11 protein-coding genes and 1 pseudogene are annotated in these 16,036 nt (G+C 61.8%); 4 read left to right on the top strand and 8 right to left on the bottom strand.

Going from position 1 to position 16,036, the window contains the following annotated elements; all coding sequences use genetic code 11:
- Window positions 1-165 precede the first annotated feature (165 nt).
- Window positions 166-1,275 carry a Fic family protein gene (locus WDJ58_RS25770; RefSeq protein ID WP_338918423.1) on the bottom strand — a complete coding sequence of 370 codons (1,110 nt, stop codon included), beginning with the start codon at window positions 1,273-1,275 and terminating at the stop codon, window positions 166-168.
- Window positions 1,276-1,816: 541 nt separating this feature from the next.
- Here WDJ58_RS25770 and WDJ58_RS25765 point away from each other — a divergent pair.
- From WDJ58_RS25765 to WDJ58_RS25755, 3 genes are all read left to right on the top strand, one after another.
- Window positions 1,817-3,586: a hypothetical protein gene (locus WDJ58_RS25765; protein ID WP_338918422.1), complete on the top strand. Its 1,770-nt coding sequence runs from the start codon at window positions 1,817-1,819 to the stop codon at window positions 3,584-3,586.
- Window positions 3,587-4,000: 414 nt separating this feature from the next.
- Window positions 4,001-4,345: a hypothetical protein gene (locus tag WDJ58_RS25760; RefSeq protein WP_338918421.1), complete on the top strand. Its 345-nt coding sequence runs from the start codon at window positions 4,001-4,003 to the stop codon at window positions 4,343-4,345.
- 516 nt (window positions 4,346-4,861) lie between these two features.
- Window positions 4,862-5,371, top strand: coding sequence for a TRAM domain-containing protein (locus WDJ58_RS25755; protein ID WP_338918420.1), 510 nt, complete (start codon window positions 4,862-4,864; stop codon window positions 5,369-5,371).
- A gap of 15 nt (window positions 5,372-5,386) precedes the next feature.
- On the opposite strand, the gene WDJ58_RS25750 is transcribed toward WDJ58_RS25755, so the two are convergent.
- The 6 genes and pseudogenes from WDJ58_RS25750 to WDJ58_RS25725 form a co-directional block, all read right to left on the bottom strand.
- Window positions 5,387-5,746 carry a DUF555 domain-containing protein gene (locus tag WDJ58_RS25750; RefSeq protein WP_338918419.1) on the bottom strand — a complete coding sequence of 120 codons (360 nt, stop codon included), beginning with the start codon at window positions 5,744-5,746 and terminating at the stop codon, window positions 5,387-5,389.
- A gap of 970 nt (window positions 5,747-6,716) precedes the next feature.
- Window positions 6,717-7,621: pseudogene (locus WDJ58_RS25745) on the bottom strand (replication factor A); the annotation flags it as partial.
- Window positions 7,622-7,890: 269 nt separating this feature from the next.
- A complete protein-coding gene (locus tag WDJ58_RS25740; protein WP_338918418.1) occupies window positions 7,891-9,321 on the bottom strand; it encodes a hypothetical protein in 1,431 nt (476 codons plus the stop codon).
- 462 nt (window positions 9,322-9,783) lie between these two features.
- Window positions 9,784-11,481, bottom strand: coding sequence for a hypothetical protein (locus WDJ58_RS25735; RefSeq protein ID WP_338918417.1), 1,698 nt, complete (start codon window positions 11,479-11,481; stop codon window positions 9,784-9,786).
- Window positions 11,482-11,560: 79 nt separating this feature from the next.
- Window positions 11,561-13,987 carry a hypothetical protein gene (locus WDJ58_RS25730; protein ID WP_338918416.1) on the bottom strand — a complete coding sequence of 809 codons (2,427 nt, stop codon included), beginning with the start codon at window positions 13,985-13,987 and terminating at the stop codon, window positions 11,561-11,563.
- A 149-nt stretch (window positions 13,988-14,136) separates the two neighbouring features.
- Window positions 14,137-14,526, bottom strand: coding sequence for a hypothetical protein (locus WDJ58_RS25725; RefSeq protein WP_338918415.1), 390 nt, complete (start codon window positions 14,524-14,526; stop codon window positions 14,137-14,139).
- A gap of 281 nt (window positions 14,527-14,807) precedes the next feature.
- Between WDJ58_RS25725 and WDJ58_RS25720 the strand changes: the two genes are divergently transcribed.
- Window positions 14,808-15,071 carry a hypothetical protein gene (locus tag WDJ58_RS25720; RefSeq protein WP_338918414.1) on the top strand — a complete coding sequence of 88 codons (264 nt, stop codon included), beginning with the start codon at window positions 14,808-14,810 and terminating at the stop codon, window positions 15,069-15,071.
- Between the two features lie 166 nt (window positions 15,072-15,237).
- Here the strand turns inward: WDJ58_RS25720 and WDJ58_RS25715 are convergent, their stop codons facing one another.
- Window positions 15,238-15,720: a hypothetical protein gene (locus WDJ58_RS25715; protein ID WP_338918413.1), complete on the bottom strand. Its 483-nt coding sequence runs from the start codon at window positions 15,718-15,720 to the stop codon at window positions 15,238-15,240.
- Window positions 15,721-16,036: the final 316 nt, after the last annotated feature.

Below are 16,036 nucleotides of genomic sequence, written 5' to 3'. Positions count from 1 at the left end.
GGATTGACGCTATCGGTCGGCTCCCCTCACTCCGTTGTAGGTGGTAAATCTGATCGGAGGCGGCCACCGCGCTCCCACATCGAGACGAGCACGCAGGACGCTACAAATTCGAAGCGGGCGGATCACATGATTGCGAAACTACCGTACCATCCAGTACGCGCCCGCTCAATACGGCTCGACGATATCCAACACGTCCGTCGCTTCATACCGGCGATTTCGTTGCTGACCGGTCGTTTCGCGCAGGACCCCGTCGTCCCACAGCTGGCGGACCCACTTGTTAACTGCCGGTTGGGACCGGCCTGTCGCCTCGACCGCTTGGGGCTCGGTGAAATACGGTTGGCGGATTATGAAGTCAATCAGCTCAGTGACGACCGCCCCGGCCCCTGCGTACTGCTCACGGTATCGTTCCCGGAGCGCGAGTAACTCCCGGGCGACGGTGTATGCCTCACGGCTCTGGGTCGCAATTCCTTCCAGAAAGAACTCGACCCATTCAGTCCACGCGCCTTCCTGACTGACTGCGAGTAACCGATCGAGGTAGGTCTCACGTCGTTCGTTGAAATACGCCGACGGATACAGATACGGCCCGGGAAGGATATCACGCCGATACAGCGCAAGCATGATCAACAGCCGTCCCATCCGCCCGTTCCCATCGTGAAACGGATGGATCGCCTCGAACTGGTAGTGGACGAGTGCGATCTCGATGAGCGGTGCGTACCTCGACTCCGTCCGGAGGTACTGTAACAAACTCCGAAGCGCGTACGGGACGCTCGCAGGCGGCGTCGGGACGAACCGAGCTTCATCAAGTGATTGTCCGGGCTCGCCGATACCGACGAGTTCCTCACGGAACTCGCCGGGATGCTTCTCTGCACCGCGGACCCCGCTCATGAGCACCTCGTGAAGCTGCTGAAGCAGCGACCGGTCGATCTCTTCCCCAGCCTCGAGAAGTTCGATTCCGAGACGTGTTGCGTCGATGTAGTTGGCCGCCTCGGCGATGTCGGCGCGCTCGGTGTCGGTCGTGCCGACATCTTCTCCGGCCTCACGACGGTACAGGTCCGAGAGCGTCACCCGCGAAATCGTCTCGATGCTCGAGGAGTCAGCTGCTTCACGGTGAACTAACGGACTGAGGATGACCTCGGGGGAGTCCAGCCACGTCTCGAGGTCGGATAACTGTCCGAGTGCGTACATTGCCTCGCCGTTCTGCGTAATGAGATCGTGTGACGGGTCGAGATCCGGCGGGAGCGGATCCGGACTGTAGGTGAAGATCCCGTCGACCATCTCGATCTCGCCAGGAGAATGCTCAACAAAATCTTCGGGCCGCATTGTTATCTATCACCTCAATTGTGGCCTGTTTAGATAATTGTTTGGGCTTTCAGTTATCTAAAGTACCGCTGAGCGGTCAGTAGGATAACGATAGACGAACTTCGCTTTCAGTACCTCCGAGGGTACGTCAGCGGATTTTGCTGGGGGGTCACTTGTGCTCCTCTCGTCTAAGCGAGGACTTGACGCTTTCAGTCGATACCGAGACCTGTTGTAGATGCTCAACCAGTCGCACCTGCTTTCTCTTCCGAAGCAACGCGGCTCCAGTGTCCTCGTTTGTGACGACCCGGGCGGTAGTTACCCCACAAACCTCCTCTCTCGTGTAACGTGGGGTAACTGCAGACGGATGAAACTCAGTCGAAACAGTTGTGGGGTCTATGTGGGGGTCGTCAGAAAATGCCACTTCTGAGGTCTCTAACGGCGATACAACTAAGCGGTGCTAACGAGTGTAGAATGTGAGGCTGTACAAGAGCCTCACGAATGGAATGTTGGAATTCCAATGAACAGTAGCAACTACCCTGATAAGAAGTTATCGGGAACTCAAGACGAGACGACAGAACCGAATACGACAGATGCGACCGCTCTCACGCGGCCGACCGACACGCCATCCCAAAACTTCCGGGCCGCCCGGAAGCGCCGCCAGCGTGCCGGCTCCCCCGAGGATCGCTCCGCACTGGTGCGGATGCTCTCAGGGTTGCTGCACGCACTCGTGCATGATGACACCGAGTCGTCTGCGAGCAGCGCGACTGACGGGACAGAAATTGACGATTCGACGGCGTACACCGAACGGACCGCCTCGAAGGGCGAGTACGGCTCCCGAACGGAACCCGTCGACGGCGTGTACGGACACACAGCCGACGGTGACCCGGTGGTTGCCCCGACCGGGCGACTCGCCGCGAGCCGCATCGACGCCAACTGGACGCCCGGCGACACGCTCTACCAGCCAGACAAGGCTGGAGCAGTCACCGCGGCGACCGGCACGAACGCGAGTTTCCTGTTTGCCGAGCGATCCGGCGACCAGGCGACGACGTTCGCGATCGACTACGACCACACGGCGGGCCCGACGCTCGTCGACCCGAACGGTGAGCGCATGATCGGTATCGCGAGCGGCCTTGAGCCGATGGTGGCACGGACAGCTTCCGCGACGACGCAGGACACTGCTCCGGGTCACCTCGCCTCGCTGCTGCCCGCTCGCTCCCGTTCTCAGGACTGGGACAGCGGTATCGACCACGAGCTGCTGGAGACGCTGCCGGCTGCCGAACAGGCGCGCCTGCACCGTCTCCGTGCGCTCGACATCCCAACCGACCCGACGCCCGAAGATGCGACCGAGGGTGTTCCGACCGCAGAGTTGGAAGTGCAGACGCCCGACGGGCGACTCACTCCGCTCGGTGAGCTGTTCGACGAACCCGAACAGTTCGCGAGGAGTTCACTCGAATCGATCGAGTACTCTCTCGCGGTCGAAGCCGAGATGCGCCGCGTCACTGACGGCATCCTGACTGCCCGGACCGATCCGGACATCCAGCCAGGTGACGTCGAACTGGTGGGTCATGCGAAGTGGCTGGCCAACCGGTACGACGAATACGCCGCGACCAGGCCATCTAGTGCCGAGCTTGCAGCCGTTCGAGAGAAACGTCAGGTTGAGGCCTACCGTAGGCGGATTCGGCCGCTCACAGACCTCGACGCCGAACAGCACGACCAGGTCTCCCGGATGGTAGACCGACTGCTGAACGACGAGTTCGATCGAGTGGTTGAGCTTCGCAAGTCACGGCTGACGCTGGCGATTGCGCTCGCGAAACGCCTCCATGACGGGGCCGATCCGACACAGGCTCTGCTCAGACAGGCCGACGCCGAGGCGACCGACTCAGGAAACGTCCTGCGAGTCGGCAACGTCCGGTACACGCCCGTCGAGGCGACGCGTGGGCGATTCTCGACCCAGGGAACGATCCTCCGGCTGTTCGAGGATACCCATCCCGACATCAAGCAGGCCGGTCTGCTGAGTGACGATACCGGCGTGATGAAGTTCGCTGTGTGGGTCAAAAGCGAATGGGATGAGACACGACCGACGCCCGATCCAACGGACGACGGTCGGACGCTCATTCGTTCACACCGATTCCCCGAGTTGCGGGAGGGTGATGTCGTTCGCTGTGAGGATGTCATCAAGCGATGGTACAATGGCGACCCGACGTTCGAAACACGCCGGGACAGTACCCTGACGATCATTGAGCGAGCGACGGCCAATCAGAGCGATTGCAAGAGTGGTGATCGGTGATGTTTGACGACTGAGTAGAATTGTAGCGAACTGTAGCACGGCGAGTCTCTGACCGGACTCAGAACTCTAACACTCTCTTTCGACGCCGACCGATTGACTGGAACGAGCCACCGGATTCGGTGTGTGCCGACTCCGCTGACCTTCTGTCTTGATCTCAAGTAGCATCTCACCATATGTCACCCTACGAGCGTGGATCGCCGATCTTGTGGGGTAACGATACGAAATAGCGAACGATGCGGCAGCCGAACTAGCAGTACAGTACTGTTAGTGTTCTGTCAACCGTAGATCGATGGGTTCGTGATTACGCGATTTGAATTGATGTTTCGGTGATAGCCCTCTCACCGCCTGCGAGATAGAGAGGGTGTAGTCCGCACCTCTCGGGGTTTTTTGACCTCATGGATAGCACAACAGTCTATGACCGAAGATATCTCACTTGATGGTCGGACGCTTGCTGGCGTTGCAAACACCGATGCTGGGGAAGTGAGTGGAGATACTCGCTTCGAGTTTGAGCAGGAGGGCGAACGGATTTACGCACACTATACAGGTGGAAGTATCGTCGATGGCCATCTCGTCGGAACGTTTGATGGAGATGAATGGGACATCAGGTATTCGCAGATCAACACAGAGAATGAAACCGCGAGTGGCCACTCCGTGGGCACCGCTGAACTGCTTGACGACGGTCGTGTACGCATCGAAGACGAGTGGGAATGGGAGTCAAAGGATGGTAGTGGTGAGTCAGTCCTCGAAGAGGTCGTCTAAAACAAACTCTGCTCTGGCCGATACGCGCGCTGTATTCACCTATGGAAATTCTGCTGGCCGAACAAACTACCACTGACGATATAACTGTTTGGACGATGTCGAGACGAGCCCAACCAAGGGAGAGAAAACCGAACGACTGCGAAACGATAGCCGGATGAGAAGCCGACAGGTGGAGGACACGAGAACTGCGAGAGCTGTCGCTCACGCCGACGCCAGCCCGCCGCTGAGCGCTACGCGCAGCATCCGGGCTGTCACGCCCATAACCCGGCTTCTTTCGCACTCGGACTAGTCAGCAGCACGTGCTCTGGAGCACGGAATACAGCTCGGTCTCTTGCGTCCCATAGTTGATTCACGCTCCGCTGGGATAGCAGAATTTCCATCGAGTCAGCAGGATCGTTCTGACAGAAAGCAGTTCGTTCGATTTCCAAGAGCGGGTCGAACACCCACCGAACTCATCAATAGACGGTCGACGGACCACTAGACGGATATATCCAAGTGCCGTCAGAAGTAGTATCGATGGATTCGTCCACCCTGTTGTGTTTGTTCTCAGGTCGCGTCGAGGAACGAGATGGAGAGTACGTCATCACGGTTCCCCAACCGGAAATCGAACCAGAGACGCTCGAATCCGAGGAGACGTACCGAGTTGGGGTGTATCCTGGCGTGTCAACATCATCAGGGGCTACCGACCGCCGGAACTCAACAATTGCTGACGATGATTCCCGAGATACCCGACTCGCTCGGCAGAGGGAGACACCTAATCCGGCTCGCGATTCTTCTCCGTCGACATCGTCGAAGACGGCCAGCCAGTCGGCCTCGACCGACAGCACACCGGACCAGCCCCCCGTGACAGAGGGAGAGCAGCGTCGTCTCCAGATCGAGGACGTCGGCGACCAGGGTGACGGTCTCGCCCGTGTCGGTCCCGGCTACGTTGTGTTCGTCCCTGACACCGAGATCGGCCAGCAGCCGCTCGTCCGGATCACGACCGTTCGCGAGAACGTCGCGTTCGCTGAAGTCGTCGAGCCGTAGGGGAACAACGACGAATTACCCAGACGACTCGACGAGCGTGAGGGGGGTATCCGGGACGTGCGGGCCGATCTCGCGCTGGCTGACAATACCGCCTTCTTCGGGACAACTGGCCCGGACTTCGACGGTCAACAGCAGGCCGACCAGCGCCCGGCCCGAGACAACCGTCGCGACGTCCATCTCGGTCTCACAGCCACGACAGCAGGCCGACTGGACCGTGATATCGGCGTTCCGAATCGATTCACCGGCCTTGGCGACGCGCTTCCCGAGCTCGGCGACGGCGATATTGATCGCGTCCTGTGCGGTAGCGACGTTGTGGACGATCCACGGGACCGAGAAAGTCACTTCGTGCCAGTCCGTGTCGGATGTGGGGGTCATTGGTGGTGTATAGGGCAAGCGGTTACACGTCGGCGCTGTTCGGAGGGCTAGAGGATGTCCATCTTCGAGACCCTGGCGAACGGGTCTCCTGTGGTGCTCCCAGGATATCTCCGAGCCACCCCGTCTACGGCAACATGTACTATTTCCATGGAGCGGGAGAATATGTACCTATCTATCATAATGGTTATACACTGATCGGTGGGAACGGTTCGCTACAGAGTCGACGTGATTGCTTCCCTGCTCGTTTGTAACCGCGAAACTGGCTTGAGACTCTCTGCGTCTGGTCTTCGGCTGATACCGTAGTTACCCCACGCCGGACTAATCAACCGACCGTGTGGGGTAACCCTTCTTCAAACGCCGAGGTGCCGGCGCCAGGCTACGGGCTGGCGTCCTCCAGTCCCAGCTCCTTCGCTGCGTCGGTGACAGCCTGCTCAATCGAGCCGAGATCGTTGCCGTAGTGCTCGGCCGCTGCAGCCGCCTGTGCCGCGCCGCGCTCGAACGCCGCAATCCGCGTGCCAGTGTGTTCGACCGCCTCAGCCAGCCACGCCTCCCGGGTCGGCTCGTCGACGGTCGCGATCGACTCCGGCTCGATGGCGACGTTCACGCGCTCGCCCGCCTCGTAGGAGCGGAGCTTCCCCACTACGGCGACGTATGACGGCGTAGCCGCCTGCTGGAGGAACTGCATCGCCTCCGGCTGGTACTGGCCCGCGTAGACGAACACGGGCTCGGAGCCGACGTACACGCGTCCACGCCAGTATTCGCTGCTCGACCCGACGTCTCTCGCCTCAATGAGCGCTCCAACGGTCAGCACACGGTTCACCGCGACGCCGGTGGGGGACAGGCTGAGCACGGGGGCCCGCTCCTCGTCGGACTCCTGGAAGGTGTGCGTCGAGGCGTTGATTTCCTGCGCGAGCATTCGCTGGGCCGGCTGGCGGCCCGTCACCGCGGGCTCGAGCGCCTCGTCACTGAGGTCTTCGTCGGCGGGCCCCTCGGCCACGTCGTCGACGAGGAAGTACTCGCCCACCACCGGGCCAGTCAGCCGGTACGACCGGCCGAGCACCCGCTCGGTGAGGGCGTCGACGACGACGCTGGTATCGAGAGCGTCCATCGCCATCTTTTGGGCGTCTGCCATCGACAGCCCCGAGACCGCGACGGTTGCCTCGGCGTCGAAGATCGCGTTGACCGACCGGCTGCCGTCGTCGACGATTGCCTTGATCCGAAGGTCGAACTCGCCCTCGACGGCGCCATGTTCGCCACACCGCCCGCCCGAGAGTACCCGGGTACAGTCCGCCTTGGGACAGCGCTTGATGAGTCCTGAGCCTTCCTGGACGGCGACGAGCGTCCCCCGACGGTGACGCCCTCGGCAGCCGCGCTGACCGTCGTCTCACTGGGTTCGACGACGGTCGCCGAGTTGAGGCTCACCGAGTACCGGCCCTGGTACTCGTCGGTGACGACGTTGTGGAACCGGTACGTCTCCCCCTCGACCAGCTCAGGGAGCCCTGCACTCTCCCATTTTACGAACTTGAGCCGGCTGGATTCGTCGCCGAGCAGCCCGACTTGGGCGATCGTCTCGCTCCGGGGCTCCCAGAGCTCGACGACCTCGGCGACGACGTCGATCCACTGGTCTGCTTCCTCGACATCCTCGAGCATTGCGCGCTCGAACCGCGAGCCCGCCGAGTACCCGGCCAGCCGTGCGAGTTCGGCCGGGAGGTCCGACTGCTCGAAGCTGGCGTCGCGCATGATTCCGCGGACGACCGTCCGCACGGCCTCGTCCACCGGAACCTGATGGGCGACCAGCTCGTCCAGCCGCTGCCCGATCTCCTGCCGGGTGATTTCCGCCTCGACAGCCGCCGCGTCGCTCGCTGGCCCCGTCATCGCGTCGAGGTGAGTAGTAATGGTTTCCGCACGGTCCTGCAGCTCGGTCTCGGTCGTGGTGGTCTGCGACATCTCGAAGCTCTCCTGAGGACGCTCAGAGCGCTGCTCGCGATTCCAACACCGCGTCGGGATCTCGCGTCGTGCTCGGCCTCCTCACTCCCTTGGTATTGATAAATGCCGGGCGGCAGGCTGGACCGGTGAGCGACCGGGTCGCCCTCCCGACCCCTGTCATCGAGTCTCGCTCCCAGGCTGGAGATGCTCCGTGCTCGTCACGACCACCGGCGCCGGAGCCACCGCCTCAGCCGTGACCCATTGTCGTCAGGTAGCGAGTCCTCCACCTCGTGATCCGACTCGGGTGGCCCCGGTGCCTGTTCTGTGGTCTTGGCAACGTCTCGGTTACCGGTACGTTGCTCCCCGATATCGAGATCTCCCTCTGGTGGTGCGGCGGGCTCGCCCCGAGGGTTGCTATCGTGCGTGGCGACTTCCTTCTCAGGCGGGTCCTCGCCAGGGACAGGCGGCTCGCCGGACTGGAGATCGAGCGCGATACGGTACCATCGAAGCCGGGTTTCGAGATCCGCGATCCGCTCCTCGTAGGCGTCAAGCTGCTCCTGTTGGCGCTTCACCCTGGTCGCCAGTCGCTGGGCGTCCTCGACTGCTCCCATGTCGATCGACGGCGCTGAACCGCCCGTCGACCGCCTCGTGGAACGACCCCGGTCTGCTCCGTGGATGGGTGGGGAGGGGTCGGCTCCTTCGGCTGAGTCCCCCGATGTCTGCCATCCGTCGCTATCGTCTTTCGACGAGTCGCTCGCCGGCGGGCTGTAATAGTCATCGAGTTTTAAGAGCGTCCGGGCGATGCAGACGGCGCCGTAGGTCGCCCCGTTGCCGTAGTGGCGTCGGTCCCATTTCTCCCGGTAGAGCCCCGATGCCCGGAACAGCTCGTCTATCCGCTCGGGATCGCCGCCCGTCCAGAAGCCCAGAAAGAAGCACAGCCCCATGTCGGCCTCCGATTGCGACGGGTAGCGGCTGTCCTGCCCGCTCCACAGCGAGCTGTCGCCGTCGAGAAGCGCCTGGATGGTTTCCCCGCTCTTCGAGGCCGTCGCCCGCCTGAGCACCTCCGCATCCGGTAGGTCCACACCCGCCCCCGCGACCTCGCCGATGGTTCGGGGCACAGGGTCGGGGATTTCGTCCGGTGTCAGCCCGTGCAACGCCGCCTCAAGGGCCGGGTCGTCCACCGCTGGCGCGTCCTGACCGAACTTCCGACGCAGCCCCGAGTTCGGGCCAACCGGTTGGGTCGGTGTGTCGTCGTCTCCAACCCCCGCGGCGCCGTTCGATGGCGCGTGGGCCGTTGTCTCGGTCAGCATGGTCGCCTCGTCCTCACCAGCGGTCTGGACGAACTCGTAATGGACAGCGAGGAGGGCGTCCTGCCGGCGAGCGACGTCTGCGGGAGTCCCGGGGAGGTGCGCACCAGTCACGGTAAAAAACCGGTCCCGGTCGTACATCTCGACGTCACCACGACGATTCCGCCCTGCAGGGAGTTCGCCTTCAACGAGGACGTGGATACCTGTCCCTGAGGGTGAGATCTCGGTGTACGAATCGAGGCGGTCGATGATCTCGGTGGCCCACGACTCCAGTTCCTCGCTGTCGGCGTCGCGACAGTTATCCAAGTCGACCCCGACGACTCCCGCCTCGGGGTCGAACACGAACCCGACCCCATCGGTACGGGAATTACGTTCCCGATGATACGTCAGCGCGGTCTCAAAGTCCCGCCACGTCCCCGGGTCCGTCGCACTCGCGAACGGGGTTCCGCTGGTCCGGTACGGTTTGATCGGAACCTTCGTTGGCTTGCCGTCGCGCTCGTCCTCGCGCCAGCAAATCCACTGCTCGACTGTACGGATCGTATCAGGAATCGCACCTTCGGTGATAGTATTCAATGACATGGCTGTGTAGGGGTGGTTGGGAACTGTCTCTCCGCCCCGTTGCCGCGCTCGCGAAACGGCTGGTGCCCAACCGCCCACGCGTTGAGCGTTGATCCCATCGATGGACTAGTCCAAAGCGTCCGACGGCAGCGGGAATGAGATGGGGTTGATCGCGTACCCAATACCCTCCCTAAGCCAGTCTTTTGCGGAACTAGTCCAGCAGCGCTCCAGATCGCTCTACCAACGCTATTGAGCGCGTTCAGGGCGCCGCCAGCCAATCGCTCCATCCTCCGATTCGGCGGTGAACGCCCGCACAGCTTCGACGATATCGCTTCCGCTGTGAATCTGCCACTCGCCATGCTCCCCGAAGACCGTCTCGGCGATACGTGTATGATTCTGGAGTGATTTCGGCGGCACCGTTTCCACCCGTCCAGCATCGTGGAGTGCCCGGACGAGGTCGTGGGTCACGTCGATATCCTTCACGACCCAGTGCTTGGTGACACCGTCGTACTGCGCGAAGTCGTCGTAGTGCTTGACAACCCGTTCAGGTTTGACCGTCGTGATGACCTCCCCGATTGCTGTGAGGTTTCGCTGGCCCCCCGGAAGGTCGATGAATCCAGCCACATCGAACACCATTCCGCCGCCCATCGGTTCGTAATACTTCTCGACATGTTGGCTCTCTGTTTGCGCGAGATACCGGGCGAAACATTCGGTGAACACCTTGTGGTGGACCTTCTCGTGGAGATCACCGTAATCACGACCGGTGTACAGCTTCCGGTCGACCGCGTGCTGGCCCTTCTCGGTGACGTAGTAGTACTTCCGCGTCCCGACGTGGGGGTTCTCAAGGTAGCCCTGCTCGACCAATTTGTCCTCGTCGATATTACTTCCTGAGCGGTTCCGGATGATCGTCATCGACTCGGTGAGCTCGTAGGCGTCGAGTTCGCCGTTGAGCGCCGCGATCACGTTCCGGAGGAACCGACGCTCGTGCTCGGTTAGGTCGTCCCCTGACGAGTTCCGGCTGGCATCCGGGGGTGAGGCGTCGTCGTTTGATTCTGCGGAGTCCCTGCCAGACGAGTCTCGTCCTGACCGGGCTTTACCGCTGTTCCGGTCAGACGTGTTGTCAGCGGGTCTATCCGTGCCGTTCGTTGAGGATGTCGTGCCGGTTCCCAGAACGGTGCCATATCGGTTCGATGCTCCACCGGACTGGGATGGTCCCCGGGCATCTGTCTCCGGGCCCTGTGTTCCGCTCTGTTCAGACGAGGACTCGCCGTCGGTATCTTCGTCTACCCTGTTGGATGGGTCGATATCTGACTCCGTCTCAGCGTGTTCGACCGTTGTAGACGCGTCATCGTCTCCGCCTCCGGTGTTCGTGACGCCGGCTCCCCACCGGGCGGTGCGCTGTGCGGCGTCGGGCGGACAGTTCACCCCCGGCAACAGACAGTAGGTGAAACGGGTGCGCGACCACTGGAGGTGATCAGCTTCCTGAAACGTCTGTCCCGGACTCCTTGGATCGCCGGAGTCCGGACGGTGCGTCCCGGCGTCGACGGGGTCGTCGCTATCGCTGTGCCCCGGCGGTATCGGGAGCGGTTTCAGTGTCACCAGCTCGGGCGTGTCGGTCATGAATCCCGTGTCGGGGAGTTGTGCGAGCCACTCTCCACGGGGAAGCGAGGCGATCCGGTTGGCCAGTCCCTCGGCGTCGAGGTCCTCGTGAAACAGCGTTGTCGCGAGTTCGTCGTCGATGGCGAGCTTTCCGATGAGTTTGGTGTTGATGTTCCGGAGGATTTCCTTGTACGCTCGCGTGTCCAGCGCGTCGCGTTTCACCTGCTCGGGGAAGTGGACGATCACCTCGAAGGCGAGCGCGAACTCCCGTGCGTCGGGGATCATCTCGTTGCGGACCAGACTCGCTTTCAGGACTGGTGCCGCCTCGTCGATGATCAGGTTCACACAGTAGCCGTCCGCAGGCCCGGGACGTCCCGGTCCCAGCGCTTGCGCAGCCGGACCCACGACCACAGGTAATCCAGCACTAACACCGTGAACAGATTGCTCGACGCTGGCCGGAGATCGCCCGTATCGATAAGCACCACCTTCCTCGAGTCGAGCAGCGCGTCAGGTCGAACAGCATCTGGTCGTCAGCATAGGTCTCTGCGTTCTCATCCCACTCGGGGACGAAGTTGAGCATCCGCCAGACGAAATCCCGTTCGCGAAGCTTGGTAATTCGGTTCAGTACCGCGTCGATAGAGGTCGCAAATCGGCGTGGCTCCGCACTAAAGTGTCTCTCCAGCGCTATCTTAAGATCGGTATCTACGACCTCTGGGAGGTACTCATCGGCCTGTATTTTTTCGCCTGTCCTCTGTGCTCGCTGCATCTCGGGCACGGCCTCTTGCATCTGGGTGGCCGCCGACAGCAGGTCGCTGATCGCGTACGCGTCCTCACCGTGGATAGGGTCGAACAACGCGACGATCAGGTTCGAGAGGATCTCTTGAGCGACGAACGCCTGATTGTGCTGTTCCTCACCGAGGACGTACGCGAGCAGTTCGTTGTACCGGTCGACTTTCTCTTGGACGGCCGCCTCCCGCGAGATACCGGCGGAGAGTTGTGGCCGGATGTCGAAGAACGGGAACGCCGGCAGTTCGCCGTTCGGGCCCGGCACTGGCAGGTGAACGATATCGTCGAGGTTGCCGAACCGGTGGAAGTGTGCCCGTTTGTACTCGGTCGCCATGCTGCCGCCCTTCTTGCCGAAAATAACGGTTGGGCCGTCGAGTTCCTCGTATGCAGTCAGGGCGTCGTTGACCATTGCGGTCGTCTTCCCACTGCCCGTCGTCGATGCCCGGAGGACGTGGTGGGTGAGCTGCTCGGCGGTGAGGTGGACCGGGATATTCGGGCGTGAAAGCGCGGCTGTCTCGGCCTCGCCGATGCACATTCCGGTGTCGAAAGTTCGGAGGAGTTCCTCGTTGGTCGCGGTCAAGGGTGACCGGACGTCAGGCGTCCCGCCAGAGGCTCCCCGACTCGGCTTGGGGAGTGCTCCTGTACTCGGGACCGTGACGAAGTTCGCGAGCTCGTCTGGACTGGCAACGATAACTGACGTGTCGTCACCGAAGCGCTCCCGGAATCCGATCTGGCCGAGTCCAGCTTCAGTGAGTTGTCGATACTCCCGGCCGTCATCACCTAGGACACTTCCCTCGATCCCGTAGTAGGGCCCGCTGAGGGCGGTGAAGGCTCCCGCGATCCCGCCGATGGCGGTCGTATCGCCGGCGGCCCGGATGGAGACATCGAACGTCACGGCCGGCTGTTTGAGGTCGACTTGGCCCATCCGACTGTGCTGGGTGGACTGCCCGCTGGCGTCCGGCCCGCTGATGGTCCCGCCAATTTGCTCGGGCGTATCTGGTCGGTGACGCTGGCGTCGCTCTTCTTCTGATGTCCCGAGCAAAGTCGCTGCGGCCTCCTGCTTGAATGCGCTCCACATCCCTGTAGTTCCCATCTTGAGGTTGCGCTTGTGGCGTTCGGCATCCTTCGTCCAGTCGTGCTTTGGCCTGAACACCACCTGATAGACGAACGGCTCGTCGGTCGCGAGCGCCTGCTCGAGGAGAACACTCAGCGGCGAGCGATAGCCATCGTCGGCGTCCAGCGCCAGCTCACTGAACCGCGAGAGCAGGGTCATCCAGTCGTTGTTTTTTGTTTCGACGCCGTGCCACCGGACCAGTTCAGGTGGCTCTTGCTCCTCTGAGTCGCTCGCTCCCGCTTCCGTGAGTAAGTGGTCTGCGTCGATGTCCAACGGCTCGAAGCCCTTCAGCTGGCCGAGTTCATTGATCCCCTCGAACGCGTCGAGCTGTGCCGTCTCACCCGACTTGGACGGCTCGAACACCTCAGCCACGGAGAACGGGACGATCTCGAAGCGGAACGACTCGGGGTACATCGCCCGGACGTTCGCCGCCAGCGTCTCGAAGGCCTCCCGCTCGTACGGGCGAACCCCGAGGTAGAAATCGAACTGCTGGGTGGCCCGCGGTTTGTGGATCAGGAATTCGAAGGTGAGGTGGGTGCTGACGAATGAGAGTCGTTGTTCGAGGCCGAATGGCATCTGCCGGCCGCTGCCGGTTCGGTAGAGTCCGTACAGCGCCTTAACCACGTGACCGGGTGTGACCTGCTCACGGGCCGGCGTGATCTTGATGAATGGCCGCGTCGTGTCGTCCGGCTCTGCTTCGCCCGGGGAATCTTTTGACTCGCTTCCACCGGGATCGTCACCACCCAGCCCTGTCTCCGTCGAGAAATTGGCGTCGGACGTCTCTTGACCGACCCCGGTCGCGCTCCCCGGGGAAGGCTGGCCTTCCTCGTCCCCAGTGGTACCGGGACCCGCGTCGGTTCTCTGCAGGCGGGCGGCGACAGCCGTGCGGATTTCGTCGTCGCTGACGCTCGGTACACGGCCATGATGGTCCGACCGGTTCTGATCACTCACCGTCGGGCCTCCGTCGATGTCTCCCGGGGGGAGTTGAGCTGTTCGTCTTGTGGTCGGTCGTCGAAATGCGGCGCTGGTGGCGTCATGGGCTCATGAATGAGGTGAATGGTGAGGTAGTCGGGCGGCTGTGCTGCCCCGGGAACGGGGTATCACCCGGCGATGAACTCGAGCAGGGAGACGAGTGCGCCCAGCCCGAAGTAGGCGACCACCATCGCACCCCCGCCCATCGTGAGCTTCATGCCGGTTTCGGAGCGCTGGGAGTTATTCCGTGCGGTGAGCCAGACGATGAACCCCAGCACCAGGACGGTCAGCCCGACGTACTGGAGTGTGATGTAGAGGACGTTGTACAGGTTGTCGAGGATCGTCTCCCAACCGGTCGTCGCCCCGCCCGTTCCGCCGGTGGGCGCCTGTGCAGCGGCGCCGCCGGTAAAGAACACGAGGGTAACAAAGGCGGTGATGAAGACAGTCTCGAAGCTCACAGCCGACTTGAGGCGTGCGAGGCGGTTCGGCAGTCGTTCGGCGGCGTGCTTGAGGTTCATTGCACGACCGACGTTGTCGGGCGGGCATAATTTTAGTTTCAAGTATGCGCACTGCGCAAACTTGCGCGGTGCGTACCCGTACGCATCGCGCACATTGCCGGTCTGCTCCGGTCAAAATGCGGTTTCTGTGGGGTTTAGAGTAAGAGTTAAGAGTGCTGGACACTGCATATATTCGATTCGTAGTTGCGGTACCCGACTGGTAGTTAACACGGATAGTGACGCCAAATGGAATCCAAGACTCCATCCAACGACCCCGCCCCCAGGAGGAGGTCGTCCCAATCATGAGCAGGAAGTCGATTCCTGTCAGCGAACGGACCCGCGATCGCCTGCTCGCGTACAGCAATCGGAATCTCCTACAGGATCAGTCATACGACGAAGCGGTGAACGAACTGCTTGACTGGCTGGAATTTCCGACAACCGACGAGATCCACCAGAACTACAGCGTCATCTGGAACGTCGTCCCCCGGATCTGTGACGAGACGGCTGAGCGAGATGACTTCGAACCGTCGGTCCGGACCGAGGCAGTCGTCGATCACGACGACTAGAGCCTCTCGGTCACAACTCCCGAGGACCGGTCACCAGCCAACCCCCACATCTTACTCAACTGTTCACACGCGCCTCATTCGGTTCCTCTTCTGTAATGTTGGCTAATAGCGCGAGTCTCATTCGCGGTTCCGCTTGTTCTGTTGCAGCTGTGGGTCTCCGACGGCTCTACAACGAAGTGAACACACTTGCGAAGACGGTGAAGAGCGTCCCCCCCATCGAGACGCCGATCATCACCAGACCGTAGGTGATGCCGTGGTATCCACGAGTTCTTGCCTGTCCGTACGGTCCGCCTGCGGCCCACAGCGCCGCCCCGAGTGAGAAGCAGGCCAGCCCCAGAAACGAGAGCATCCCAGAGGCGGCCTGTGCGATCGGGAGCAGCTCGCTGGCGCCGCCGGCTCCATACGGCCAGCCCGGTGGGAGGAACTCTGACCCGGCCATGACGTACGCGACGAGGTCGTAGAACGCGGCAAGACCGAAGATCGCCACGAGTGCCGCACACGCCCCGACGATCATCCCCCGATAGCGGAGCGACCGATGGACGTTCGACCCCGCCGTCCAGTAGCCCATCAGCCCGACGACGAGCGTACAGAGTGCGACGTACTTCGCCGTCAACTCGGCGACGACGAACAGTCTAAATGCTGTATCCACGATCGTAGCGACGGTTGGCATGTGGACAGATCCTGTTTGTGGCCTTGCTCCTCTCGATGAAAAAGACTCAGAACGTGCGCAGTGCGTACGTCGGGATCAAGTGCCCGTATACTCCCTGATCGTGGGTGAAATGTGGTACATAAGCATATTCAGATACCGTCTACGACGAAGGGAGCAGGCCGGTCGGTAAGGCGGAAGCAGTCCGCCCCGGGCGGAGTCGCTCTCGATCCGCGGTCGCGGGACACAGAGAGATGATTGCTGAATTGGAACAGTACACCATCCAGAGTGTAATGGTTCCGCACCCATCTCGGGAAGA

This window comes from Salinirubellus litoreus (assembly GCF_037335815.1).
Classification (GTDB): Archaea; Halobacteriota; Halobacteria; order Halobacteriales; family Haloarculaceae; genus Salinirubellus; species Salinirubellus litoreus.
Note: the sequence above shows the minus strand (reverse complement) of the source record. Positions and strands in the feature narration are given on the sequence as shown.